The organism is Gracilibacillus sp. JCM 18966 (assembly GCF_055392695.1).
In genome coordinates this window covers 980,918-1,006,477 of the sequence record NZ_AP043883.1, presented here as the reverse complement: position 1 = coordinate 1,006,477, position 25,560 = coordinate 980,918, and the positions used below count along the sequence as shown (strand labels likewise).

General features: G+C 44.0%; 14 protein-coding genes, 9 tRNA genes and 6 rRNA genes. All 29 read left to right on the top strand.

Annotated features, from left to right (window positions below; all coding sequences use genetic code 11):
- The first annotated feature begins 13 nt into the window (after positions 1-13).
- The 29 genes from tilS (at position 14) to ACZ5N5_RS04605 (ending at position 25,555) form a co-directional block, all read left to right on the top strand.
- Complete coding sequence (tilS, locus tag ACZ5N5_RS04745; RefSeq protein WP_464373347.1) at positions 14-1,471, top strand: tRNA lysidine(34) synthetase TilS; 1,458 nt, start codon at positions 14-16, stop codon at positions 1,469-1,471.
- A complete protein-coding gene (hpt, locus tag ACZ5N5_RS04740) occupies positions 1,461-2,006 on the top strand; it encodes a hypoxanthine phosphoribosyltransferase (protein ID WP_054789114.1) in 546 nt (181 codons plus the stop codon). The genes tilS and hpt overlap by 11 nt, the downstream gene beginning before the upstream one ends.
- A gap of 134 nt (positions 2,007-2,140) precedes the next feature.
- Positions 2,141-4,099 carry an ATP-dependent zinc metalloprotease FtsH gene (gene ftsH / locus ACZ5N5_RS04735; protein WP_109984863.1) on the top strand — a complete coding sequence of 653 codons (1,959 nt, stop codon included), beginning with the start codon at positions 2,141-2,143 and terminating at the stop codon, positions 4,097-4,099.
- A 273-nt stretch (positions 4,100-4,372) separates the two neighbouring features.
- Positions 4,373-5,152 carry a type III pantothenate kinase gene (locus ACZ5N5_RS04730; protein WP_464373346.1) on the top strand — a complete coding sequence of 260 codons (780 nt, stop codon included), beginning with the start codon at positions 4,373-4,375 and terminating at the stop codon, positions 5,150-5,152.
- Between the two features lie 13 nt (positions 5,153-5,165).
- Positions 5,166-6,041 (top strand): Hsp33 family molecular chaperone HslO, encoded by an 876-nt coding sequence (hslO, locus tag ACZ5N5_RS04725; protein WP_054789113.1) that lies wholly within the window; start codon positions 5,166-5,168, stop codon positions 6,039-6,041.
- A 14-nt stretch (positions 6,042-6,055) separates the two neighbouring features.
- Complete coding sequence (locus ACZ5N5_RS04720) at positions 6,056-6,964, top strand: peptidylprolyl isomerase (RefSeq protein ID WP_109984861.1); 909 nt, start codon at positions 6,056-6,058, stop codon at positions 6,962-6,964.
- A gap of 117 nt (positions 6,965-7,081) precedes the next feature.
- Positions 7,082-8,008, top strand: coding sequence for a cysteine synthase A (gene cysK, locus ACZ5N5_RS04715; RefSeq protein ID WP_054861461.1), 927 nt, complete (start codon positions 7,082-7,084; stop codon positions 8,006-8,008).
- A 210-nt stretch (positions 8,009-8,218) separates the two neighbouring features.
- Positions 8,219-9,055 (top strand): dihydropteroate synthase, encoded by an 837-nt coding sequence (gene folP, locus ACZ5N5_RS04710; protein ID WP_109984860.1) that lies wholly within the window; start codon positions 8,219-8,221, stop codon positions 9,053-9,055.
- Complete coding sequence (gene folB, locus ACZ5N5_RS04705; RefSeq protein WP_054789111.1) at positions 9,048-9,413, top strand: dihydroneopterin aldolase; 366 nt, start codon at positions 9,048-9,050, stop codon at positions 9,411-9,413. The genes folP and folB overlap by 8 nt, the downstream gene beginning before the upstream one ends.
- On the top strand, positions 9,410-9,922 hold the full coding sequence (gene folK, locus ACZ5N5_RS04700; protein WP_054789110.1) for a 2-amino-4-hydroxy-6-hydroxymethyldihydropteridine diphosphokinase: 513 nt from the start codon (positions 9,410-9,412) through the stop codon (positions 9,920-9,922). Before folB ends, folK begins: the two co-directional genes overlap by 4 nt.
- A complete protein-coding gene (locus ACZ5N5_RS04695; protein WP_109984858.1) occupies positions 9,892-10,098 on the top strand; it encodes a helix-turn-helix domain-containing protein in 207 nt (68 codons plus the stop codon). Before folK ends, ACZ5N5_RS04695 begins: the two co-directional genes overlap by 31 nt.
- A gap of 66 nt (positions 10,099-10,164) precedes the next feature.
- Positions 10,165-11,646 (top strand): lysine--tRNA ligase, encoded by a 1,482-nt coding sequence (gene lysS / locus ACZ5N5_RS04690; RefSeq protein ID WP_054789109.1) that lies wholly within the window; start codon positions 10,165-10,167, stop codon positions 11,644-11,646.
- A gap of 394 nt (positions 11,647-12,040) precedes the next feature.
- Positions 12,041-13,602 (top strand): 16S ribosomal RNA (locus tag ACZ5N5_RS04685).
- 486 nt (positions 13,603-14,088) lie between these two features.
- Positions 14,089-17,003, top strand: a 23S ribosomal RNA gene (locus ACZ5N5_RS04680).
- Positions 17,004-17,128: 125 nt separating this feature from the next.
- A 5S ribosomal RNA gene (gene rrf / locus ACZ5N5_RS04675) occupies positions 17,129-17,245 on the top strand.
- 7 nt (positions 17,246-17,252) lie between these two features.
- Positions 17,253-17,328: transfer RNA gene (locus ACZ5N5_RS04670), tRNA-Val, on the top strand.
- A 6-nt stretch (positions 17,329-17,334) separates the two neighbouring features.
- Positions 17,335-17,410, top strand: a tRNA-Thr gene (locus ACZ5N5_RS04665).
- 4 nt (positions 17,411-17,414) lie between these two features.
- Positions 17,415-17,490: transfer RNA gene (locus ACZ5N5_RS04660), tRNA-Lys, on the top strand.
- A 7-nt stretch (positions 17,491-17,497) separates the two neighbouring features.
- Positions 17,498-17,582: transfer RNA gene (locus ACZ5N5_RS04655), tRNA-Leu, on the top strand.
- A 16-nt stretch (positions 17,583-17,598) separates the two neighbouring features.
- A tRNA-Gly gene (locus ACZ5N5_RS04650) sits at positions 17,599-17,673 on the top strand.
- Between the two features lie 50 nt (positions 17,674-17,723).
- A tRNA-Leu gene (locus tag ACZ5N5_RS04645) sits at positions 17,724-17,812 on the top strand.
- Between the two features lie 4 nt (positions 17,813-17,816).
- Positions 17,817-17,893: transfer RNA gene (locus ACZ5N5_RS04640), tRNA-Arg, on the top strand.
- A gap of 4 nt (positions 17,894-17,897) precedes the next feature.
- A tRNA-Pro gene (locus ACZ5N5_RS04635) sits at positions 17,898-17,974 on the top strand.
- A 16-nt stretch (positions 17,975-17,990) separates the two neighbouring features.
- Positions 17,991-18,066 (top strand) — tRNA-Ala (locus ACZ5N5_RS04630).
- A 103-nt stretch (positions 18,067-18,169) separates the two neighbouring features.
- Positions 18,170-19,731 (top strand): 16S ribosomal RNA (locus ACZ5N5_RS04625).
- Between the two features lie 271 nt (positions 19,732-20,002).
- Positions 20,003-22,917 (top strand): 23S ribosomal RNA (locus tag ACZ5N5_RS04620).
- Between the two features lie 100 nt (positions 22,918-23,017).
- Positions 23,018-23,134 (top strand): 5S ribosomal RNA (gene rrf / locus ACZ5N5_RS04615).
- Together the 16S, 23S and 5S rRNA genes with 9 tRNA genes alongside form the textbook arrangement of a ribosomal RNA operon.
- A gap of 149 nt (positions 23,135-23,283) precedes the next feature.
- Positions 23,284-24,396 (top strand): GntR family transcriptional regulator, encoded by a 1,113-nt coding sequence (locus ACZ5N5_RS04610; RefSeq protein WP_054787941.1) that lies wholly within the window; start codon positions 23,284-23,286, stop codon positions 24,394-24,396.
- 208 nt (positions 24,397-24,604) lie between these two features.
- A complete protein-coding gene (locus ACZ5N5_RS04605; RefSeq protein WP_054861140.1) occupies positions 24,605-25,555 on the top strand; it encodes an ABC transporter permease in 951 nt (316 codons plus the stop codon).
- Positions 25,556-25,560: the final 5 nt, after the last annotated feature.

The following is a 25,560-nucleotide window of genomic DNA, read 5'->3' as shown; positions in this document are numbered from 1 at the left end:
GGGGTGGTGGTGGATGTCAAATCAATCATTTGAGCAAACCGTTATGGTGTTTATTAAAACGCATCAGCTATTGAAAGAAGAGGCTACCATTGTTGTTGGCGTTTCGGGTGGAGCCGATTCGATAGCATTACTACACTATCTTTGTACATTAAGAGATAAGTGGAAACTACATATTGCTGCCGTTTCAGTGGATCATGGATTAAGAGGAAGGCAATCAGCAGAAGATGTGAAGTTCGTAGAGCAATTGTGTGCTTTATGGCAAGTGCCCTTTGTTAAGGAAAAAGTAGATGTAAAGAAGGAAAAAAATAAGCTACAGGAAGGAACACAATTGGTAGCTAGAAAGCTCAGATACAGGGTGTTTGAGAAGGTGATGGAACAATTTGACGCAGATTATCTAGCATTGGCCCACCATGGGGATGACCAATTAGAAACTGTCCTGATGCGTCTCACACAACATAGTAATCCGTCCTTATTAGCAGGTATACCAGTTAAACGTAAATTTAGTACAGGAGAGATTATTCGCCCTTTTTTATGTACAACGAAGGAAGCGATCTATCATTATTGTGATCAGCATCAGCTGATGCCAAGAGAGGATCCGTCAAACCAATCTGTTGATTACACTAGAAATTTTTATCGATTAAATGTTCTGCCATTTCTCAAGGAGAAAAATCAAAACATACATAGGCAAGTTCAGCGATTAACTGAAAGAATTAGAGAAGACGATAAGTATCTAACCCAGAAAGCAGAGGAGATGGTATCCGAAATAGTACAATTTCCATCTGCAGGGAAGACGGCTTCTTTTTCCATTCCTTCCTTTTTACAATACCCGATTGCTTTACAAAGACGAGCCTTTCATCTAATATTAAATTATCTATACAATCATCAAATCCCTGATAAGATTTCGATGAAGCATGAAGAAGATTTCCTCACATTGCTACAACAATCTAGAGCTAATGTAACGATCGATTTACCTAAATCGCTACATATAACGAAAAGCTATCAGGAAATTTCCTTTCATTTTCAAATAAAGCAGCCCAAGAAATCCGTGGCGCAAAAATTACATATCCCAGGTGTGCAAGCATTATGGAATGGTTTTGTCATAGAGTCCAGCATTAGTACCTTCACTAAGCAGGAAAGTCATCATTCGATGTACCTTCCAAATGACGAATCGTTATTTCCCCTAATAGTAAGAACAAGGCAAGCAGGAGATCGAATGAAAATAAGAGGGTTAAATGGCAGTAAAAAAGTCAAAGATATTTTTATCGATAAAAAAATTCCTATCGAAAAAAGGGATAGCTGGCCATTGCTAGTAGGAAATAATGGTACGATTTTATGGATTATAGGCTTAACGAAGGCAGAGATTCTTTTAGAAAAAATGGATACCTTTATATCGTTACACTATAAAAGTGCTGCGAAGAAAGCGGAAAGTACTGAGCAAAATATAAGTAGGAGGCACCATGATGCACGATGAAATAAAAGAAGTGTTGATTTCAGCAGAATCCATACAACAAAAATGTAAGGAGTTAGGTGAGCAATTAACCGAAGAATATGACGGAAAATTCCCTCTAGCAGTTGGAATTTTGAAAGGTGCTCTACCATTTATGTCTGATATATTACGTAATATCCATACACATATTGAAATGGATTTTATGGATGTGTCAAGTTACGGTAATGAAATGCGCTCCTCCGGTGAAGTGAAAATTGTCAAAGATTTGGATACAAAAGTAGAAGGAAGAGACATACTTATCATAGAGGATATTATAGACAGTGGTTTAACCTTAAGTTATTTAGTGGATTTATTTAAATATCGAAAAGCGAAATCGATTAAAATTGTAACCCTTCTAGATAAACCAGAAGGTCGTACAGCTAATATTAAAGCAGACCTGGTAGGATTTGAAGTCCCAAATGAGTTTGTCGTAGGTTATGGACTGGATTATCAAGAAAAATTTAGAAATTTACCGTATATCGGTGTATTAAAGCCAGAGGTTTACGGTGGAGAAGAATAAGTTTAAATTAAAGTCTTAGTGCAATGTATATGGAAACATACATATGCAAATTTTATAGTGGTAATTAGTTGTAATAAACTATTTTAATATGGTACTATTTACTATAGTTTTCTCGTTACGGGAGGAGGTAGGCAATGAATCGGATAATACGTAATGTGATCCTATATCTATTTATATTTCTTGTAGTGATAGGGATCATCAATGTTTTTATTAATCAAAACAACCAAGCACAAGAATTTAAAGTAAATGAATTCATGGAAGCATTGGAAAATAATGAAATAAAAGAAATGGAAATGCGCCCATCAAATGGTGTCATGAGAATTGTTGGTGAATTAGAGTCAGGTGAGGATAAGAACTTTGTAACGAATATTCCTGACAATACAACGATTGTAAGCCAAGTTACCGAAACGGCTGAGGAACAACAAATCCTAACGGTCAAAGAGGAAGAACAACCAAGTGGATGGGTAACCTTTTTAACCACCATGATTCCATTTGTTATCATATTTATTCTGTTTTTCTTCTTGCTCAATCAAGCACAGGGTGGCGGAAGTCGTGTGATGAACTTCGGTAAGAGCAAGGCGAAGATGTACAATGAAGAAAAGAAAAAAGTTCGTTTCCGAGATGTTGCTGGTGCAGATGAGGAGAAGCAGGAATTAGTTGAGGTGGTGGATTTCTTAAAGGATCCACGTAAATTCTCCGCTATTGGAGCTAAGATTCCAAAAGGGGTACTTCTTGTAGGACCTCCAGGTACTGGTAAGACGTTATTAGCTCGTGCTGTTGCAGGGGAAGCGGGTGTTCCTTTCTTCTCTATCAGTGGTTCTGATTTCGTTGAGATGTTCGTCGGTGTCGGTGCGTCTCGTGTCCGAGATTTATTTGAAAATGCGAAGAAAAATGCACCATGTATTATCTTTATTGATGAGATTGATGCAGTGGGTCGCCAACGTGGAGCTGGTGTTGGTGGTGGACATGATGAACGGGAGCAAACCTTAAACCAATTACTCGTTGAAATGGATGGGTTTGGTGAAAACGAAGGAATTATAATTATCGCTGCAACAAACCGTCCAGATATTTTAGACCCTGCCTTATTACGACCTGGTCGATTTGATCGTCAAATTACAGTAGACCGACCAGATCTAAGAGGACGTGAGGATGTATTAAAAGTACATGCTCGTAATAAACCATTATCGGACGATGTCTCGCTTAAGACTATTGCGATGCGTACACCAGGTTTTTCTGGGGCTGACTTAGAGAACTTGTTAAATGAAGCGGCATTAGTTGCAGCAAGATCCGATAAGCAAAAGATCGAAATGGACGATGTAGATGAGGCGATTGATCGTGTCATTGCAGGTCCAGCGAAGAAAAGCCGTGTAATTTCTGATAAGGAAAGAAATATTGTAGCCTATCATGAAAGTGGACATACCATTATAGGTATGGTTTTAGATGATGCTGACATGGTACATAAAGTTACTATTGTTCCTCGAGGTCAAGCTGGTGGATATGCAGTTATGCTTCCTCGTGAAGATCGTTACTTTATGACTAAGCCAGAATTATTGGATAAGATTACGGGTCTATTAGGTGGACGTGTAGCAGAAGAGATTATTTTTGGCGAAGTAAGTACAGGTGCACACAATGATTTCCAACGTGCTACAGGAATTGCGCGTAAGATGGTAATGGAATATGGTATGAGTGAAAAAATTGGCCCACTTCAATTTGGCAATAGTAATGGTCAAGTTTTCTTAGGTCGTGATATGCAATCTGACCAGAACTATAGTGATGCGATTGCTTATGAAATTGACCAAGAAATCCAGCACTTCATTCAAACTTGTTATAATCGTGCGAAACAGATTCTTACAGAAAACCGTAGTAAGCTAGAATTAGTTGCTAAAACCTTACTTGAGGTAGAAACGTTAGATGCAAGTCAAATTAAATCATTGTTTGAGGATGGTGTTTTACCAGACCCAGTAGTGTCAGAACAAGATGGAGAGAAGCATTCAGAGGAAAAGGCTGATGATCAATCTCAGGATGTTCGAGTAAACATCCAATCCAAAGAAAACAATGAGGAAGTTTCTGAAGACAATCAAGATAAAGAATAACATTAGAAATGCAGCCTCTCTAAATTAGGGAGGCTGCTTTTTGTTTTACGTTAGGAAAGCATAAAATTTTTGCAGGAAGTAGCGAAAATTTTGAAGTCCAAAGTATAAGTAAAGCTAATACTTCCACTAAAGGACGAGCGAATGTGAGTTTCTCAAAAGGGATTTGAATCGATCATGCTTTCAGGTCAAATCTAATTCAATTCACTTGCTAATTATTAATTATTACCTATACAATATGAAAATGATCTATAAAAAAGAAAAGCGGTGTGGGAAATGATATTTGTATTAGATGTTGGTAACACAAATACTGTATTAGGGGTCTTCGATCAGGGCAAACTAAAGTATCAGTGGCGTATGCAAACAGATAAGAACAAAACAGAAGATGAATTCGGAATGTTCTTTAAATCATTGTTCGCTCACGAGGACATAAGCTTTTCAGATGTTGACGGGATTATTATCTCTTCTGTTGTGCCCCCTATTTTGTTCGCATTACAGAGGATGGCAGATAAATACTTTCACTGTAGACCAATGGTGATTGGCGAAGAAATGGTTAATCCTCATTTAAAAATGGCCTACCCTAACCCGAAGGAGATAGGCGCAGATCGAATTGTGAATGCAGTTGGAACGATCAAAGAATATGGTGCTCCTAGTATTATCATTGATTTTGGGACGGCAACGACTTATTGTTATATTAATGAAAAGGAGGAATATGTTGGTGGTGCGATTACACCAGGTATTAATATTTCATTGGATGCACTGTATACCAATGCTGCAAAGCTTCCGAAAATTGAACTGAAAAGAACCGATAAGGTCATAGGTTCTTCTACGGTGGAGGCGATGCAATCAGGTGTTTACTACGGCTACGTAGGACAAGTAGATGAAGTAGTTAGCCGAATTAAAGGGGAAACAGGCACCTCTGCTCAAGTTATTGCAACTGGAGGATTCGCAACACTCCTAGTAGAGGATTCTGCGACAATCGATATTGTCGATCCATTTTTAACCTTAAAAGGGTTGTATGAAATTTATCAAAAAAACGAAAAAACCTTTGAGTGAAAGGGTGTTATAGATGAAGGATTATGTTTTAAAGGCAACAGCCTTTGATGGTGAAGTGAGGGCATATGCGATCAAATCTACCAATACAGTGGAGGAAGCAAGAGAAAGACAGGATACTTGGGCGACTGCTTCTGCTGCTTTAGGAAGAACGATTACGATCACGGCAATGCTTGGTGTGATGTTAAAGGATAATGCAAAATTGACCGTGAAACTTGAAGGGAATGGCCCGATTGGTGCTGTGATTGCAGATGCCAATGATAAAGGAGAGGTACGAGGCTATGTTATCAATCCTCATGTAGATTTTGAGTCCAATGCTCAAGGCAAATTGGATGTCCGTCGAGCAGTGGGGACAGAAGGAACCTTAAGTGTGGTCAAGGATCTTGGACTGCGAAATCATTTTACAGGACAAGTCCCGATCGTATCAGGAGAAGTAAGTGAGGACTTCACCTATTATTTGGCAAATTCAGAGCAAATTCCATCTGCTGTAGGAGCTGGTGTCCTTGTGAATCCCGACCATTCTATCTTGGCAGCAGGTGGTTTTATTATTCAAATGCTACCAGGAGCTTCTGATGAGACAATTGCAAAGGTAGAAAAACAAATTGAAGAGATTGCTCCTATCTCTCAGCTTATACAGGAAGGAAAAACACCAGAAGAAGTCCTTACCCTTTTAGTAGGAGAGGAAGGCAAGCTTAATATACTAGAAAATATGCCAGTTCAATTCTCTTGTCCTTGTTCGAAGGAGAGGTTGTCGACTGCGATTAGTGGACTTGGGAATGAGGAAATCGATGCAATGATTAAAGAGGATCACGGGGCGACAGCTACCTGTCATTTTTGTAATGAGGTTTATACCTTCTCCATTGATGAATTACGTGCATTAAAATCTTCTTAAGGAGGAAAAGTGTTGTGAGATTGTCGAAGCTGTCTTTGTGGGTCATTATTTTTATTTTGCTCATCACGAATATAACAACACTGCTTTTCTCCAAAGGAAATACGGAAATTGCATTAGATGATGAATCTGTTATCAATCAAAAAAAACCATTAGCCACTATCGAAAATGAAAAGATAAAGTATGAGGAATGGCTGGATTTATTAACTAGAGGCTATGGTGAAAAGGTGTTAACCGAAATGGTTAATCAAGAGGTGGTTTTTCAACTCGCGGAGCAAGAGAAGTTAGAAATCGATTCAAAGATTGTAGAGCGTGAAATAGCAAGGCTATTAATCATGCAAGGTGTCCTAACGGAAGAGGAAAGGAAATCCCTTCAAGAGAAATGGACAGAACAAATTAAATATCGTTATTACATGAAGGCTTTATTAACGCGTGATGTCGAAGTGTCAGACTCTGAAGTGAAGCAGTATTTTCAAACCTACGAGAACCAGTATCAATTTGAAGAGGTTGTTCAACTATCTCATATTGTTGTATCCAGCGAAGCGGAAGCGGATGAGGCTTACCAAAAGTTAGAGTCAGGAGCTTCTTTTACGGATGTAGCGCAAGAATATTCTATGGATGAGGAGACAGCTTCTGAAGGCGGATATCTCGGTTATTATACAGAGACTAATAGCTTTATTCCTCCTGAATATTTTCATGAAACGTTAGCGATGGACGAGGGGACATTTAGTCAGCCTATCCGAACAGATCAAGGCTTTAGTATTGTGTTTCTACATCATCATATTCCTGCAGTTAATGTAAGCTATGAAGAAGCCTATCAAGAAGTAAAGCAGGATTTAGCACTAGATCAAATGGACCAGAATTTAGATCCTAAATTGTTGTGGGAAGAACTAGAAGTCACAACAGTGCTAGATAAAAATGACTAAGGAGCAAGGTCAAAAGGATATAGGACTTTTCCAAGTTATGGGTTGACAAATGATACCTTTTTCATGTACATTGTATATAAAACCAATTATATTACTTGGGATTGAGGAGGAAGTTAAATGAAAGTTGCTCAAAATATCGCAGAATTGATTGGCAATACTCCTATTGTTAAGTTAAATCGTACTGCTGATCCAGAAGCTGCGGAAATCTACTTAAAGCTAGAATTCATGAACCCGGGAAGCTCTGTGAAGGATCGTATTGGATTAGCGATGATTGAAGCAGCGGAACAAGAAGGTGTATTAAAGTCTGGAGATACAATCATTGAACCAACAAGCGGTAATACAGGTATCGGTTTAGCACTCGTAGCAGCAGTGAAAGGATATAGAGCTATTCTTGTCATGCCAGATACAATGAGTATGGAAAGGCGTAATTTATTACGTGCATATGGTGCTGAATTATTACTAACACCAGGTGCAGAGGGTATGAAAGGTGCCATCAAAAAAGCAAGTGAGCTTCAAGAAAAGCATGGATACTTCATGCCACAACAATTTAACAACCAAGCTAATCCAGATGTACATGCGCGGACAACAGGTAAAGAAATTGTGGAGCAAATGGGAGATCAATTAGATGCATTTGTTTCAGGTATTGGTACAGGTGGAACGATTACTGGTGCCGGTAAAGTTTTAAAGGAGCACTTCAAGGATATAAAAATTTATGCTGTAGAACCAGCAGATTCTGCAATATTATCCGGAGGAAAGCCAGGACCTCATAAGATACAAGGTTTAGGTGCAGGTTTTGTTCCAGGTGTATTAAATACAAAGGTTTATGATGAAGTTATTACTGTCACAAATGATCAAGCTTATGAAACAGCAAGAGAAGCTGCTAAAAAAGATGGAGTCCTCGGTGGAGTATCCTCTGGCGCTGCTATTTATGCGGCGAAGCAAGTAGCGAAAAAGCTTGGAAAAGGCAAAAAGGTTCTAGCGGTATTACCAAGTAATGGAGAACGTTATTTATCAACACCTTTATATCAATTTGATGAAGAATAAGATTGGTGAGACTATCTATTTTATAGGTAGTCTTTTTTAATGTTTGGCAGGGTCATGCGACGAAGGTTAAACTAACACATCAGTTTCTCTAATAAGATCGTGCATTTTTGACAAAAAAGGGTTAAAATTATGCTATAATTGACTTTTGTATAATAATACCTATTATATCCTATGATAGGAATGAAATAGAAGAATGAAGGACGGATTTAGATGAACGATTGGCTAAAGACGAAGGTGAAAGATTTTCGCTATTCTGATCAAACGTTGGTGATGGGTATCTTGAATGTTACTCCAGATTCCTTTTCAGATGGTGGGAGCTATCACACAATCGATCAGGCGATTGCACAAGCGAAAAAAATGGAAGAGCAAGGTGCCCATCTCATTGATGTTGGTGGTGAATCCACTAGACCCGGGCACAAGCCTGTATCTGAACAAGAAGAATTAAACCGTGTGGTACCAGTTGTTGAGGCTATTGCCCAGGAAATAACGATACCCATATCAGTAGATACGTACAAGTCCAAGGTAGCAAAAGCAGCTGTTCAAGCAGGTGCTTCGATTATTAATGATGTTTGGGGGGCAAAGAAGGAACCTGAGATTGCCAAGGTTGCTGCAGAATATCAAGCTCCGATTATCCTCATGCATAATCGTGAAGATCGTCACTATCAGTCTTTAATGAATGATGTATTGTCAGATCTTGAGGAAAGTATACAAATTGCCCTTGCGAGAGGTGTAAAAGAAGAAAATATTATACTTGATCCTGGAATTGGTTTTGCAAAGTCCTTTGAGGAAAACATGCAAGTAATGCGAGAACTCGAACGAATTAAAACATTAGGATACCCTGTTTTGTTAGGTACCTCTAGGAAATCTATGATCGGACATGCATTGAATTTACCTGTTGGTCAACGAGATGAAGGGACAGGAGCAACGGTATGCTACGGAATCACAAAAGGGGTAGAGATCGTTCGAGTGCACAATGTAGAAATGATTGCGCGGATGACCAGCATGATGGATCAAATGATAGGTAAAGGTAGTGAGATAGATGGATAAGATCTATGTTCATGAGATGCAATTTTATGGTTATCATGGTTTGTTTCCAGAAGAGAGAAAGCTAGGCCAACGCTTTTCAGTCGACCTTATACTTGAATTGGATTTGCGTAAGGCAGGTAAGTCTGACAACATGGAAGATTCGATCGATTATGGACTTGTTTATCAATTAACCAAAGAGATAGTGGAAGGGGAAGCAAAGAACTTAGTCGAAGCTGTAGCACAATCTGTTGCCGATAAACTGTTAACGAGTCTTCCTTTACTCCAGACATGCACCGTCAAGGTTTATAAGCCAGATCCACCAATCCCTGGACATTATCGTTCGGTAGCAGTTGAGATTTATCGGGAGAAGAACAAATGAATCAAGCATATATAGCGTTAGGATCTAATATTGAACCAAGATTAGAATATTTACAACTTGCAATACAACGATTGAAAGAACATCGATCCATTCAGATCAAGAAGGTCTCAGGGATCTACGAAACAGCACCGGTTGGGTTTACGGATCAGAATGATTTTCTCAATATGGCTATTCGTATCGAAACAACTTTGTCCCCACTTGAATTATTGGATACTTGTCAGGAAATTGAACATAGCTTAGGCAGAAAACGTGAAATAAAGTGGGGGCCGAGGACGATAGACCTTGACATTTTGTTATATAATCAAGAGAATATAGAAACAGAACGATTAACTTTACCACATCCAAGTATGCATGAGCGGGCATTTGTATTAATGCCATTAATGGACATAAATCATCATTTATACTTATCACATATAGAGAAGGATGTTTCTACTTTAATTAGTGAAATGTCTTTGAAAGAAAAAGAAGGGGTAGTTCAATGCAACAAAATAGATGGGGGAAAAGAATAAAGGCTTATAGAAAATTAAAAGGCTATACACAAATAGGTTTTGCAAAAGAGCTCGGAATGTCAGTTTCTCAGCTAGGAGACATAGAACGAGGTAAACGGGTACCAACATTGGAAACCCTAGAAAAAATCTCTGAGCAATTAGATATTTCTATCCAAGAATTAGAACCTAAGAAATAAACTAGGGTGGATAAGGGATAGGATTACCTCGTAGCCAACTACAATTTTTAATATGGAGTGATAAAAATGAGTGAAGAATTAAGTGAACACATGCGTGTCCGGTTAGAAAAATTAGAATCCTATATCGAAAAAGGGATGGACCCTTTTGGAGATAAGTTTACCCGTACACATTTAGCAGAAGAATTAAGAGCTAACTATGATCAATATTCTAAAGAGGAATTAGAAGAGAAAAAAATAGAGACGACAATTGCTGGTCGTATTATGACAAAAAGAGGGAAGGGGAAAGCAGGCTTCTCTCATATTCAAGATCTAAGTGGTCAAATCCAGTTGTATGTGAGAAAGGATACAGTAGGCGAGGAAGCGTACGAAATTTTCAAAACAGCGGATCTTGGGGATATTGTAGGCGTTACAGGGACTGTTTTTAAAACAAATGTAGGCGAGCTATCTGTAAAAGCAGAGCAATTCATTCTACTTACAAAGGCGTTACGGCCGTTGCCAGAGAAATTCCATGGATTAAAGGATGTAGAACAACGCTATCGCCAACGCTACTTAGATTTGATTACAAATATCGATAGTAAGCAAACATTTATTATAAGAAGTAAAATCATTCAATCCATGCGTAGATATCTAGACGATCGAGGTTTCTTGGAAGTAGAAACACCGATGATGCACGGAATAGCGGGAGGAGCATCTGCTCGACCTTTTGAAACTCATCATAACGCTTTAGATATTCCTTTATATATGAGGATTGCGATTGAATTACATCTAAAACGACTTATTGTAGGTGGTATGGAAAAAGTTTATGAGATTGGCCGTGTTTTTCGAAATGAAGGAGTATCGACTAGGCATAATCCTGAATTTACGATGATTGAGTTATATGAAGCATATGCGGATTACCACGATATAATGGAACTAGTTGAAAATATGGTAGCACATATAGCTAAAGAGGTTCTTGGTTCGACAACTATTTCTTACGGTGAAGACAAAATTAATTTACAACCTAAATGGACTAGACTCCATATGGTGGATGCAATTAAGGAATACACTGGAGTAGATTTCTGGCAGCAAATGAGTGATGATGAAGCGAAAGCTCTTGCGAAGGAGCACGGAATAGAAATAGAAGATAATATGACCTATGGGCATATTGTAAATGAATTCTTTGAGCAGAGAGTGGAGGAGAAATTAATTCAGCCGACTTTTGTGTACGGACACCCTGTTGCAATTTCACCACTTGCAAAGAAAAACAAGGATGACGATCGTTTTACAAATCGCTTCGAACTATTTATTGTTGGTAGAGAGCATGCCAACGCGTTCTCTGAGTTAAACGATCCTATTGATCAGCGTGAACGCTTTGAAGCCCAAGTGAAGGAAAAAGAACAAGGAAATGACGAAGCTCACGAAATGGATGAGGATTTCTTAGAAGCTTTAGAATATGGTATGCCACCAACCGGCGGTCTTGGTATCGGGATTGATCGTTTAGTAATGTTACTAACTAATTCACCATCGATTCGTGATGTTCTGCTATTCCCGCAAATGCGTAATAAGTAATAGAAAGAACCCATACAACAACCCTGAAAAGTTAGACCTCCCGCTCAACTTTTTGGGGTTATCTTTCTTTAAAATCAAAAAAAGAAAACTTAGACTGTCAAGTCATGAAAAACAATCCATGGAAAGTTAAAAAAGCTATTGACACTTCTGAGTGAGGTGTGATATATTGTTTAGCGTCGCTTTAAATAAGGTAGTTAATATAATCTACTAAACAATTTACAAACTTAAAAAAAGCTGTTGACAATTGTGATTTATGGTGATATGATATAAAAGCTGTCGCAAAAAGACGGCGAACATTGATCATTGAAAACTGAACAAAACAACCAGTACAAAAAAGTAAGAACATGCTAGCTTTAAGCGAGCTTGATCAACACAAGCACTTCGGTGCATCTATTTTATGGAGAGTTTGATCTTGGCTCAGGACGAACGCTGGCGGCGTGCCTAATACATGCAAGTCGAGCGCGGGAAGCTGACTGAATCCTTCGGGAGGACGTGAGTGGAACGAGCGGCGGACGGGTGAGTAACACGTGGGCAACCTGCCTGTAAGACTGGGATAACTCCGGGAAACCGGGGCTAATACCGGATAGTACTTTGGTTCATAGGAACCGAAGTGGAAAGGTGGCGCAAGCTACCACTTACAGATGGGCCCGCGGTGCATTAGCTAGTTGGTGAGGTAACGGCTCACCAAGGCAACGATGCATAGCCGACCTGAGAGGGTGATCGGCCACACTGGGACTGAGACACGGCCCAGACTCCTACGGGAGGCAGCAGTAGGGAATCTTCCGCAATGGACGAAAGTCTGACGGAGCAACGCCGCGTGAACGAAGAAGGTTTTCGGATCGTAAAGTTCTGTTGTTAGGGAAGAACAAGTACCGTTCGAATAGGGCGGTACCTTGACGGTACCTATCGAGGAAGCCCCGGCTAACTACGTGCCAGCAGCCGCGGTAATACGTAGGGGGCAAGCGTTGTCCGGAATTATTGGGCGTAAAGCGCGCGTAGGCGGTTTCTTAAGTCTGATGTGAAATCTTGCGGCTCAACCGCAAGCGGTCATTGGAAACTGGGGAACTTGAGTACAGAAGAGGAGAGCGGAATTCCACGTGTAGCGGTGAAATGCGTAGAGATGTGGAGGAACACCAGTGGCGAAGGCGGCTCTCTGGTCTGTAACTGACGCTGAGGTGCGAAAGCGTGGGGAGCGAACAGGATTAGATACCCTGGTAGTCCACGCCGTAAACGATGAGTGCTAGGTGTTAGGGGGTTTCCGCCCCTTAGTGCTGCAGTTAACGCATTAAGCACTCCGCCTGGGGAGTACGGCCGCAAGGCTGAAACTCAAAAGAATTGACGGGGGCCCGCACAAGCGGTGGAGCATGTGGTTTAATTCGAAGCAACGCGAAGAACCTTACCAGGTCTTGACATCTTCGGATGTCCCTAGAGATAGGGAGTTCCCTTCGGGGACCGAATGACAGGTGGTGCATGGTTGTCGTCAGCTCGTGTCGTGAGATGTTGGGTTAAGTCCCGCAACGAGCGCAACCCTTGATCTTAGTTGCCAGCATTGAGTTGGGCACTCTAAGGTGACTGCCGGTGACAAACCGGAGGAAGGTGGGGATGACGTCAAATCATCATGCCCCTTATGACCTGGGCTACACACGTGCTACAATGGATGGTACAAAGGGCAGCGAAGCCGTGAGGTGAAGCCAATCCCATAAAACCATTCTCAGTTCGGATTGTAGGCTGCAACTCGCCTACATGAAGCCGGAATCGCTAGTAATCGCGGATCAGCATGCCGCGGTGAATACGTTCCCGGGCCTTGTACACACCGCCCGTCACACCACGAGAGTTGGCAACACCCGAAGTCGGTGGGGTAACCTTTGGAGCCAGCCGCCGAAGGTGGGGCCAATGATTGGGGTGAAGTCGTAACAAGGTAGCCGTATCGGAAGGTGCGGCTGGATCACCTCCTTTCTAAGGATAAAGTGAAAGGCGGAAGCACCCGGTTAGCGACGTACAAACTGCGCCCATGCAACATGGGTGGATCGATGTTACCACGCAAAGTGGTGGTTTTAATCGATCAATCTTACCGAAGGAGATAAAGGAAACACAAGGAGCTTAGCGACTTGATGTTGACTTATCGTACGGAGGTGAGGGAAGTTGTGCTAGTCGCTGGGTGCTGGAGCTAGACACAATAGGAAATGATCTATTAGCGTAGATCATCATAGATTGTACTTGGTTGTTTGGTTCAGTTTTGAGCGATTGATGCTCAGAGGATCTTCTGTCAAAACCCGTCACGTCTTGTGACGAATACAGAAGTTACCACCTCGTGTGGAAGCTGTACCTTGAAAACTAGATAAGAAGAAATCAGGACGTGAAGGCACCAAAAGAAGCCAACACGAAACTGATGACAAGACATCAAATAAAAACCAACGACTTTTTCATCTGAAGCATGAGTATAGTTAAGTGAAAAAGGGCGCACGGTGGATGCCTTGGCACTAGGAGCCGAAGAAGGACGGGACAAACACCGATATGTCTCGGGGAGCTGTACGTAAGCATTGATCCGAGAATTTCCGAATGGGGAAACCCTCTACTCGTCATGGAGTAGAACCTCTATCTGAATCCATAGGATAGAGGAGGCAGACCCGGGGAACTGAAACATCTCATTACCCGGAGGAAGAGAAAGCAAACGCGATTTCCCGAGTAGCGGCGAGCGAAACGGAATTAGCCCAAACCAAAAAGCTTGCTTTTTGGGGTTGTAGGACACTCTATACGGAGTTACCAAGAAATACGTTAGACGAATCGATCTGGAAAGGTCAGCCACAGCGGGTAACAGCCCTGTAGTCGAAAGCGTGTTTCCTCCAGAGTGGATCCTGAGTACGGCGGAACACGTGAAATTCCGTCGGAATCCGGGAGGACCATCTCCCAAGGCTAAATACTCCCTAGTGACCGATAGTGAACCAGTACCGTGAGGGAAAGGTGAAAAGCACCCCGGGAGGGGAGTGAAAGAGAACCTGAAACCGTGTGCCTACAAGTAGTCGAAGCCCTTTTATGGGTGACGGCGTACCTTTTGTAGAATGGACCGGCGAGTTACGATCTCCTGCAAGGTTAAGTGGAAGACACGGAGCCGCAGCGAAAGCGAGTCTGAATAGGGCGAGATAGTAGGGGGTCGTAGACCCGAAACCGTGTGATCTACCCATGTCCAGGGTGAAGGTCAGGTAACACTGACTGGAGGCCCGAACCCACGTACGTTGAAAAGTGCGGGGATGAGGTGTGGGTAGGGGTGAAATGCCAATCGAACACGGAGATAGCTGGTTCTCTCCGAAATAGCTTTAGGGCTAGCCTCAAGGGATGTATGTTGGAGGTAGAGCACTGATTGGACTAGGGGCCCTCACCGGGTTACCGAATTCAGTCAAACTCCGAATGCCAATCATATTACCTTGGGAGTCAGACTATGGGTGATAAGGTTCATAGTCGAAAGGGAAACAGCCCAGACCGTCAGCTAAGGTCCCCAAGTATACGTTAAGTGGAAAAGGATGTGGCGTTGCTTAGACAACCAGGATGTTGGCTTAGAAGCAGCCATCATTTAAAGAGTGCGTAATAGCTCACTGGTCGAGTGACGCTGCGCCGAAAATGTACCGGGGCTAAACGTATCACCGAAGCTACGGATTGTTCTACGAACAATGGTAGGAGAGCGTTCTAAGTGCAGGGAAGTCAGACCGTGAGGACTGGTGGAGCGCTTAGAAGTGAGAATGCCGGTATGAGTAGCGAAATAGAAGTGAGAATCTTCTACACCGAATGCCTAAGGTTTCCTGAGGAAGGCTCGTCCGCTCAGGGTTAGTCGGGGCCTAAGCCGAGGCCGAAAGGCGTAGGCGATGGACAACAGGTGGATATTCCTGTACCACCCAATTCCGTTTGAGTGATGGGGGGACGCAGTAGGATAAGGAAAGCGCACGACTGGACGTGTGCGTCGAAGCAGTGAGTGAGTCAGATAGGCAAATCCGTCTGGCAATCACAAGCTGTGATCGGGAGGGAAAATGAGTACCGAAGTTCCGGATTTCACACTGCCAAGAAAAGCCTCTAGCAAGGAAAAGGGTGCCCGTACCGCAAACCGACACAGGTAGGCGAGGAGAGAATCCTAAGGTGATCGGGAGAACTCTCGTTAAGGAACTCGGCAAAATGACCCCGTAACTTCGGGAGAAGGGGTGCTTACTTACGAGTAAGCCGCAGTGAAAAGGCCCAAGCGACTGTTTAGCAAAAACACAGGTCTCTGCGAAGCCGAAAGGCGAAGTATAGGGGCTGACACCTGCCCGGTGCTGGAAGGTTAAGGGGATGCGTTAGCATTAGCGAAGCGTTGAACTGAAGCCCCAGTAAACGGCGGCCGTAACTATAACGGTCCTAAGGTAGCGAAATTCCTTGTCGGGTAAGTTCCGACCCGCACGAAAGGTGCAACGACTTGGGCACTGTCTCAACGAGAGACCCGGTGAAATTATACTATGCGTGAAGATGCGCATTACCCGCGACAGGACGGAAAGACCCCGTGGAGCTTTACTGTAGCCTGATATGGAATGTTTGTACAGCTTGTACAGGATAGGTGGGAGCCTTGGAAACGTGAGCGCTAGCTTACGTGGAGGCGCCGGTGGGATACCACCCTGGCTGTATGAACCTTCTAACCCAGAACCGTGATCCGGTTCGGAGACAGTGTCAGGTGGGCAGTTTGACTGGGGCGGTCGCCTCCTAAAGAGTAACGGAGGCGCCCAAAGGTTCCCTCAGAATGGTTGGAAATCATTCGAAGAGTGTAAAGGCAGAAGGGAGCTTGACTGCGAGACCTACAAGTCGAGCAGGGACGAAAGTCGGGCTTAGTGATCCGGCGGTACCGAATGGAAGGGCCGTCGCTCAACGGATAAAAGCTACCCCGGGGATAACAGGCTTATCTCCCCCAAGAGTCCACATCGACGGGGAGGTTTGGCACCTCGATGTCGGCTCATCGCATCCTGGGGCTGTAGTCGGTCCCAAGGGTTGGGCTGTTCGCCCATTAAAGCGGTACGCGAGCTGGGTTCAGAACGTCGTGAGACAGTTCGGTCCCTATCCGTCGTGGGCGCCTGGAAGTTTGAGAGGAGCTGTCCTTAGTACGAGAGGACCGGGATGGACACACCGCTGGTGCACCAGTTGTTCCGCCAGGAGCATCGCTGGGTAGCTACGTGTGGAAGGGATAAGTGCTGAAAGCATCTAAGCATGAAGCCCCCCTCAAGATGAGACTTCCCCACACTTTAAGTGAGTAAGATCCCTCAGAGACGATGAGGTAGATAGGTTCGAGGTGGAAGCATGGTGACATGTGGAGCTGACGAATACTAATCGATCGAGGACTTATCTATACGTTCTTTGGATGAAAAACCAATGGTTTGTCTACTTCTTATCTAGTTTTCAAGGTATTTTTAAAAAACTCTTGCATTTGTTGTGAGAAATGCGTTATAATGTATCTTGTCCTTGAAAAAACGAGTCTGGTGGCGATAGCGGAGAGGTCACACCTGTTCCCATACCGAACACAGTAGTTAAGCTCTCCAGCGCCCATGGTAGTTGGGGCTCACGCCCCTGCAAGAGTAGGACGCTGCCAGGCATACATAGGAGGATTAGCTCAGCTGGGAGAGCACTTGCCTTACAAGCAAGGGGTCGCAGGTTCGAGCCCTGCATCCTCCACCATGTTATGCCGGTCTAGCTCAATTGGTAGAGCAACTGACTTGTAATCAGTAGGTTGGGGGTTCAAGTCCTCTGGCCGGCACCATTTAGAGCCATTAGCTCAGTTGGTAGAGCATCTGACTTTTAATCAGAGGGTCGGAGGTTCGAATCCTCCATGGCTCACCATTTTAATGCGGGTGTGGCGGAATTGGCAGACGCGCTAGACTTAGGATCTAGTGTCTCTCGACGTGGGGGTTCAAGTCCCTCCACCCGCACCATATTAATAAATATATTGCGGAAGTAGTTCAGTGGTAGAACACCACCTTGCCAAGGTGGGGGTCGCGGGTTCGAATCCCGTCTTCCGCTCCAGTAGATTTAATCATTTTGTTTGCCAGATGATTAGATTGGTATTATCCCATGCCGGGGTGGCGGAATTGGCAGACGCACAGGACTTAAAATCCTGCGGTGGGTTTCCACCGTGCCGGTTCGAGTCCGGCCCTCGGCACCACTTAGCGCCCGTAGCTCAATTGGATAGAGCGTTTGACTACGGATCAAAAGGTTAGGGGTTCGACTCCTCTCGGGCGCGCCATTTCCGGGAAGTAGCTCAGCTTGGTAGAGCACTTGGTTTGGGACCAAGGGGTCGCAGGTTCAAATCCTGTCTTCCCGACCATCTTCATTTTTTATGTGGGGCCTTAGCTCAGCTGGGAGAGCGCCTGCTTTGCACGCAGGAGGTCAGCGGTTCGATCCCGCTAGGCTCCACCATTTTTATTGATCATTGAAAACTGAACAAAACAACCAGTACAAAAAGTAAGAACATGCTAGCTTTAAGCGAGCTTGATCAACACAAGCACTTCGGTGCATCTATTTTATGGAGAGTTTGATCTTGGCTCAGGACGAACGCTGGCGGCGTGCCTAATACATGCAAGTCGAGCGCGGGAAGCTGACTGAATCCTTCGGGAGGACGTGAGTGGAACGAGCGGCGGACGGGTGAGTAACACGTGGGCAACCTGCCTGTAAGACTGGGATAACTCCGGGAAACCGGGGCTAATACCGGATAGTACTTTGGTTCATAGGAACCGAAGTGGAAAGGTGGCGCAAGCTACCACTTACAGATGGGCCCGCGGTGCATTAGCTAGTTGGTGAGGTAACGGCTCACCAAGGCAACGATGCATAGCCGACCTGAGAGGGTGATCGGCCACACTGGGACTGAGACACGGCCCAGACTCCTACGGGAGGCAGCAGTAGGGAATCTTCCGCAATGGACGAAAGTCTGACGGAGCAACGCCGCGTGAACGAAGAAGGTTTTCGGATCGTAAAGTTCTGTTGTTAGGGAAGAACAAGTACCGTTCGAATAGGGCGGTACCTTGACGGTACCTATCGAGGAAGCCCCGGCTAACTACGTGCCAGCAGCCGCGGTAATACGTAGGGGGCAAGCGTTGTCCGGAATTATTGGGCGTAAAGCGCGCGTAGGCGGTTTCTTAAGTCTGATGTGAAATCTTGCGGCTCAACCGCAAGCGGTCATTGGAAACTGGGGAACTTGAGTACAGAAGAGGAGAGCGGAATTCCACGTGTAGCGGTGAAATGCGTAGAGATGTGGAGGAACACCAGTGGCGAAGGCGGCTCTCTGGTCTGTAACTGACGCTGAGGTGCGAAAGCGTGGGGAGCGAACAGGATTAGATACCCTGGTAGTCCACGCCGTAAACGATGAGTGCTAGGTGTTAGGGGGTTTCCGCCCCTTAGTGCTGCAGTTAACGCATTAAGCACTCCGCCTGGGGAGTACGGCCGCAAGGCTGAAACTCAAAAGAATTGACGGGGGCCCGCACAAGCGGTGGAGCATGTGGTTTAATTCGAAGCAACGCGAAGAACCTTACCAGGTCTTGACATCTTCGGATGTCCCTAGAGATAGGGAGTTCCCTTCGGGGACCGAATGACAGGTGGTGCATGGTTGTCGTCAGCTCGTGTCGTGAGATGTTGGGTTAAGTCCCGCAACGAGCGCAACCCTTGATCTTAGTTGCCAGCATTGAGTTGGGCACTCTAAGGTGACTGCCGGTGACAAACCGGAGGAAGGTGGGGATGACGTCAAATCATCATGCCCCTTATGACCTGGGCTACACACGTGCTACAATGGATGGTACAAAGGGCAGCGAAGCCGTGAGGTGAAGCCAATCCCATAAAACCATTCTCAGTTCGGATTGTAGGCTGCAACTCGCCTACATGAAGCCGGAATCGCTAGTAATCGCGGATCAGCATGCCGCGGTGAATACGTTCCCGGGCCTTGTACACACCGCCCGTCACACCACGAGAGTTGGCAACACCCGAAGTCGGTGGGGTAACCTTTGGAGCCAGCCGCCGAAGGTGGGGCCAATGATTGGGGTGAAGTCGTAACAAGGTAGCCGTATCGGAAGGTGCGGCTGGATCACCTCCTTTCTAAGGATATAAGGAAATGATTTACGATGTGAATCATAGATTGTACTTGGTTGTTTGGTTCAGTTTTGAGCGATTGATGCTCAGAGGATCTTCTGTTAAAACCCGTCACGTCCTGTGACGAACACAGAAGTCACCACCTCGTGTGGAAGCTGTACCTTGAAAACTAGATAAGAAGAAATCAGGACGTGAAGGCACCAAAAGAAGCCAACACGAAACTGATGACAAGACATCAAATAAAAACCAACGACTTTTTCATCTGAAGCATGAGTATAGTTAAGTGAAAAAGGGCGCACGGTGGATGCCTTGGCACTAGGAGCCGAAGAAGGACGGGACAAACACCGATATGTCTCGGGGAGCTGTACGTAAGCATTGATCCGAGAATTTCCGAATGGGGAAACCCTCTACTCGTCATGGAGTAGAACCTCTATCTGAATCCATAGGATAGAGGAGGCAGACCCGGGGAACTGAAACATCTCATTACCCGGAGGAAGAGAAAGCAAACGCGATTTCCCGAGTAGCGGCGAGCGAAACGGAATTAGCCCAAACCAAAAAGCTTGCTTTTTGGGGTTGTAGGACACTCTATACGGAGTTACCAAGAAATACGTTAGACGAATCGATCTGGAAAGGTCAGCCACAGCGGGTAACAGCCCTGTAGTCGAAAGCGTGTTTCCTCCAGAGTGGATCCTGAGTACGGCGGAACACGTGAAATTCCGTCGGAATCCGGGAGGACCATCTCCCAAGGCTAAATACTCCCTAGTGACCGATAGTGAACCAGTACCGTGAGGGAAAGGTGAAAAGCACCCCGGGAGGGGAGTGAAAGAGAACCTGAAACCGTGTGCCTACAAGTAGTCGAAGCCCTTTTATGGGTGACGGCGTACCTTTTGTAGAATGGACCGGCGAGTTACGATCTCCTGCAAGGTTAAGTGGAAGACACGGAGCCGCAGCGAAAGCGAGTCTGAATAGGGCGAGATAGTAGGGGGTCGTAGACCCGAAACCGTGTGATCTACCCATGTCCAGGGTGAAGGTCAGGTAACACTGACTGGAGGCCCGAACCCACGTACGTTGAAAAGTGCGGGGATGAGGTGTGGGTAGGGGTGAAATGCCAATCGAACACGGAGATAGCTGGTTCTCTCCGAAATAGCTTTAGGGCTAGCCTCAAGGGATGTATGTTGGAGGTAGAGCACTGATTGGACTAGGGGCCCTCACCGGGTTACCGAATTCAGTCAAACTCCGAATGCCAATCATATTACCTTGGGAGTCAGACTATGGGTGATAAGGTTCATAGTCGAAAGGGAAACAGCCCAGACCGTCAGCTAAGGTCCCCAAGTATACGTTAAGTGGAAAAGGATGTGGCGTTGCTTAGACAACCAGGATGTTGGCTTAGAAGCAGCCATCATTTAAAGAGTGCGTAATAGCTCACTGGTCGAGTGACGCTGCGCCGAAAATGTACCGGGGCTAAACGTATCACCGAAGCTACGGATTGTTCTACGAACAATGGTAGGAGAGCGTTCTAAGTGCAGGGAAGTCAGACCGTGAGGACTGGTGGAGCGCTTAGAAGTGAGAATGCCGGTATGAGTAGCGAAATAGAAGTGAGAATCTTCTACACCGAATGCCTAAGGTTTCCTGAGGAAGGCTCGTCCGCTCAGGGTTAGTCGGGGCCTAAGCCGAGGCCGAAAGGCGTAGGCGATGGACAACAGGTGGATATTCCTGTACCACCCAATTCCGTTTGAGTGATGGGGGGACGCAGTAGGATAAGGAAAGCGCACGACTGGACGTGTGCGTCGAAGCAGTGAGTGAGTCAGATAGGCAAATCCGTCTGGCAATCACAAGCTGTGATCGGGAGGGAAAATGAGTACCGAAGTTCCGGATTTCACACTGCCAAGAAAAGCCTCTAGCAAGGAAAAGGGTGCCCGTACCGCAAACCGACACAGGTAGGCGAGGAGAGAATCCTAAGGTGATCGGGAGAACTCTCGTTAAGGAACTCGGCAAAATGACCCCGTAACTTCGGGAGAAGGGGTGCTTACTTACGAGTAAGCCGCAGTGAAAAGGCCCAAGCGACTGTTTAGCAAAAACACAGGTCTCTGCGAAGCCGAAAGGCGAAGTATAGGGGCTGACACCTGCCCGGTGCTGGAAGGTTAAGGGGATGCGTTAGCATTAGCGAAGCGTTGAACTGAAGCCCCAGTAAACGGCGGCCGTAACTATAACGGTCCTAAGGTAGCGAAATTCCTTGTCGGGTAAGTTCCGACCCGCACGAAAGGTGCAACGACTTGGGCACTGTCTCAACGAGAGACCCGGTGAAATTATACTATGCGTGAAGATGCGCATTACCCGCGACAGGACGGAAAGACCCCGTGGAGCTTTACTGTAGCCTGATATGGAATGTTTGTACAGCTTGTACAGGATAGGTGGGAGCCTTGGAAACGTGAGCGCTAGCTTACGTGGAGGCGCCGGTGGGATACCACCCTGGCTGTATGAACCTTCTAACCCAGAACCGTGATCCGGTTCGGAGACAGTGTCAGGTGGGCAGTTTGACTGGGGCGGTCGCCTCCTAAAGAGTAACGGAGGCGCCCAAAGGTTCCCTCAGAATGGTTGGAAATCATTCGAAGAGTGTAAAGGCAGAAGGGAGCTTGACTGCGAGACCTACAAGTCGAGCAGGGACGAAAGTCGGGCTTAGTGATCCGGCGGTACCGAATGGAAGGGCCGTCGCTCAACGGATAAAAGCTACCCCGGGGATAACAGGCTTATCTCCCCCAAGAGTCCACATCGACGGGGAGGTTTGGCACCTCGATGTCGGCTCATCGCATCCTGGGGCTGTAGTCGGTCCCAAGGGTTGGGCTGTTCGCCCATTAAAGCGGTACGCGAGCTGGGTTCAGAACGTCGTGAGACAGTTCGGTCCCTATCCGTCGTGGGCGCCTGGAAGTTTGAGAGGAGCTGTCCTTAGTACGAGAGGACCGGGATGGACACACCGCTGGTGCACCAGTTGTTCCGCCAGGAGCATCGCTGGGTAGCTACGTGTGGAAGGGATAAGTGCTGAAAGCATCTAAGCATGAAGCCCCCCTCAAGATGAGACTTCCCCACACTTTAAGTGAGTAAGATCCCTCAGAGACGATGAGGTAGATAGGTTCGAGGTGGAAGCATGGTGACATGTGGAGCTGACGAATACTAATCGATCGAGGACTTATCTATACGTTCTTTGGATGAAAAACCAATGGTTTGTCTACTTCTTATCTAGTTTTGATGGTATAGTTTCTCCCATCTTAATAAGGATTAGCTTATATCCACCAAGTCTGGTGGCGATAGCGGAGAGGTCACACCTGTTCCCATACCGAACACAGTAGTTAAGCTCTCCAGCGCCCATGGTAGTTGGGGCTCACGCCCCTGCAAGAGTAGGACGCTGCCAGGCACTTATAAAATCCAGTTATAAAGTTTTTAAAACTTTATAACTGGATTTTTTTATATACCACAAGAACAAGGAAAATAACGTCTTTTACTAGCACTTTTAACATAAATCATATATTGTTATATTAACTGATTAAATATAGGTGGTGGCATATGAAATCATTATATGAACAAATATACGAATCAATAAAGCAGGATATAGTATCTGCAAAATATAAAGTTGGTGATCAGGTCCCGTCTGAAAAGGAGTTATCGGAATATTTTAATGTAAGCACAATCACAACTAAAAAGGCATTGGAAAAGTTAACAAATGAGGGCTATGTTTACCGTAAACGAGGAAAAGGAACATTCGTATCAAAAAATACGCTTGATATGGGTAATGTGAAAATGAAAAAACCTTTGTTTGGTTTGGTTCTCACTACTTTTGATGATAGCTTTGGAAATAAGCTAATTGCAAGCATTGAGGAAGCATCCCATGATAATTGTTGTATAATTTTAAGGCGTTCTTTAAGTATTCCAAATAGGGAAGACAAGGTCATCAAAGAATTACTAGAATACGGCATTGACGGACTTATCATATCTCCTGCAAAAGCCGAACATTACAGCCTTGAAATACTTAAAATGGTTGTTAATCAATTTCCGTTAGTTTTAATTGATAGATCCTTTAAAGGATTAGCCACAACCTCAGTTTCCACAGATAATAAACAAGCAGCTAAAAAGGGGATAAATCATTTATTAGATTTAGGTCATGAAAATATAGGGATTTTAATACCGAAGGATAATGGTACCACAACCGTAGAAGATCGTATTAAAGGTATTGTGGAAGCCATTGCAAATAGAAAAATGATTGTAAATCATGATTTATGGTGTTCAGAGATAAAAAGTCCATACCCCACCCATGAGGATACGAAAAAGGATATAGAAGTGATCAAAAATCATATTAAAAACAACCCAGAAATTACAGCATTATTCGCACTGGAATATAATATTGCTGTATTAGCAAAACAAGCAGTGGAACAGTTGGGCTTAAAGATACCAGAGGATATATCGATTCTCTGTTTTGATAGTCCACCTAGGAATGCTTTAGAGTGGAATTTCACACATTTACAACAAAACGAAGAAGAGATTGGTCAACTAGCGTTAAGTAATTTGTTAGAAATGTATAATGGAAACTTCTCCATAGATGATATTCGTGTATCAGCACATTTGGTAGAAGGAAATACAACAGTAAAAAACAATGTGACTAGTGGTCATTTGAATGTTTAATAAAGGAAAAACTCATGCTGTTTTGTGGACACATTCCATCGAAACAGCTTTTTTATTAGCGTTTATATATTATATTATTATATTAATTGTCGAATAAAATATATTGACATATAATATATTATCAATTATATTAAATGCAAGCGCATACATATGATGTTGTGGAAAGAAGGCATGTTTATTCATTTAAAAGGGAAGGGAAGTGGGAGTAATGAATAATGCCGGGATTAGTACGACAAATCTAACTAAAAAAAAGAAGAAAAGTATATGGCGAAGAATATGGCAGCATCGTTTATATTATCTGTTCATGCTTCCAGGCATAATTTGGTTTATTATTTTTTCGTATATCCCTATGTACGGTTTAACGGTAGCCTTTAAAGATTTTAATTTTATAGGCGGAATTACAGGCAGTCCTTGGGCTGGGTTGAAATATTTTAAGGAATTTTTTAATTTTTATCAATCATGGGAAATTATTCGCAATACATTAACGATTAGTGTTATGAAGTTAGTGATAGGTTTCCCAATGCCAATTATCCTTGCGTTGTTATTAAATGAAGTAAAATTAATGAAATTTAAAAAGACTGTACAGACTATCTCCTATTTACCTCACTTTATATCTTGGGTCGTTGTCGTGACTATTTTACAACGAATGCTTACTCCATATGGTGGCCCAATAAATGAAATGATAGCTTCTTTAGGTTTCGACAAAATTCAATTCCTAGGCAATCTTGAATATTTTTATCAAGTCGTTATACTCTCGGACATTTGGAAAACAGTAGGCTTTGGAGCCATTATCTATTTAGCTGCAATTTCAGGAGTGGATCAACAATTATATGAATCAGCTAAAATGGATGGTGCTAATAGATTTAGACAAATGTGGCATATTACGATCCCTTCGATACGTCCAGTAATGGTCATTATGTTCTTGCTAGCATGTGGAAGTATCATGACCGTAGGATATGAACAATTATTACTATTAAATACTCCATCAACTGCTTCCATCGGAACGGTGTTAGATGTATATGTAATCCAATCAGGCTTAGAGCAAGGGAGGTTAAGTTATGCCACAGCAGTAGGTTTATTTCAAGGGATCATCGGTGTCATTCTAATTATAGTAGCCAATAGCATTAGCAAGAAAGTAAATGAAACATCATTATGGTAAAGGAG

Coding starts and splice junctions, on each gene's coding strand:
- tilS (WP_464373347.1), top strand. CDS start 14: ATGTCAAATCAATCATTTGAGCAAACCGTTATGGTGTTTATTAAAACG.
- hpt (WP_054789114.1), top strand. CDS start 1,461: ATGCACGATGAAATAAAAGAAGTGTTGATTTCAGCAGAATCCATACAA.
- ftsH (WP_109984863.1), top strand. CDS start 2,141: ATGAATCGGATAATACGTAATGTGATCCTATATCTATTTATATTTCTT.
- ACZ5N5_RS04730 (WP_464373346.1), top strand. CDS start 4,373: ATGATATTTGTATTAGATGTTGGTAACACAAATACTGTATTAGGGGTC.
- hslO (WP_054789113.1), top strand. CDS start 5,166: ATGAAGGATTATGTTTTAAAGGCAACAGCCTTTGATGGTGAAGTGAGG.
- cysK (WP_054861461.1), top strand. CDS start 7,082: ATGAAAGTTGCTCAAAATATCGCAGAATTGATTGGCAATACTCCTATT.
- folP (WP_109984860.1), top strand. CDS start 8,219: ATGAACGATTGGCTAAAGACGAAGGTGAAAGATTTTCGCTATTCTGAT.
- folB (WP_054789111.1), top strand. CDS start 9,048: ATGGATAAGATCTATGTTCATGAGATGCAATTTTATGGTTATCATGGT.
- folK (WP_054789110.1), top strand. CDS start 9,410: ATGAATCAAGCATATATAGCGTTAGGATCTAATATTGAACCAAGATTA.
- ACZ5N5_RS04695 (WP_109984858.1), top strand. CDS start 9,892: ATGCAACAAAATAGATGGGGGAAAAGAATAAAGGCTTATAGAAAATTA.
- lysS (WP_054789109.1), top strand. CDS start 10,165: ATGAGTGAAGAATTAAGTGAACACATGCGTGTCCGGTTAGAAAAATTA.
- ACZ5N5_RS04610 (WP_054787941.1), top strand. CDS start 23,284: ATGAAATCATTATATGAACAAATATACGAATCAATAAAGCAGGATATA.
- ACZ5N5_RS04605 (WP_054861140.1), top strand. CDS start 24,605: ATGAATAATGCCGGGATTAGTACGACAAATCTAACTAAAAAAAAGAAG.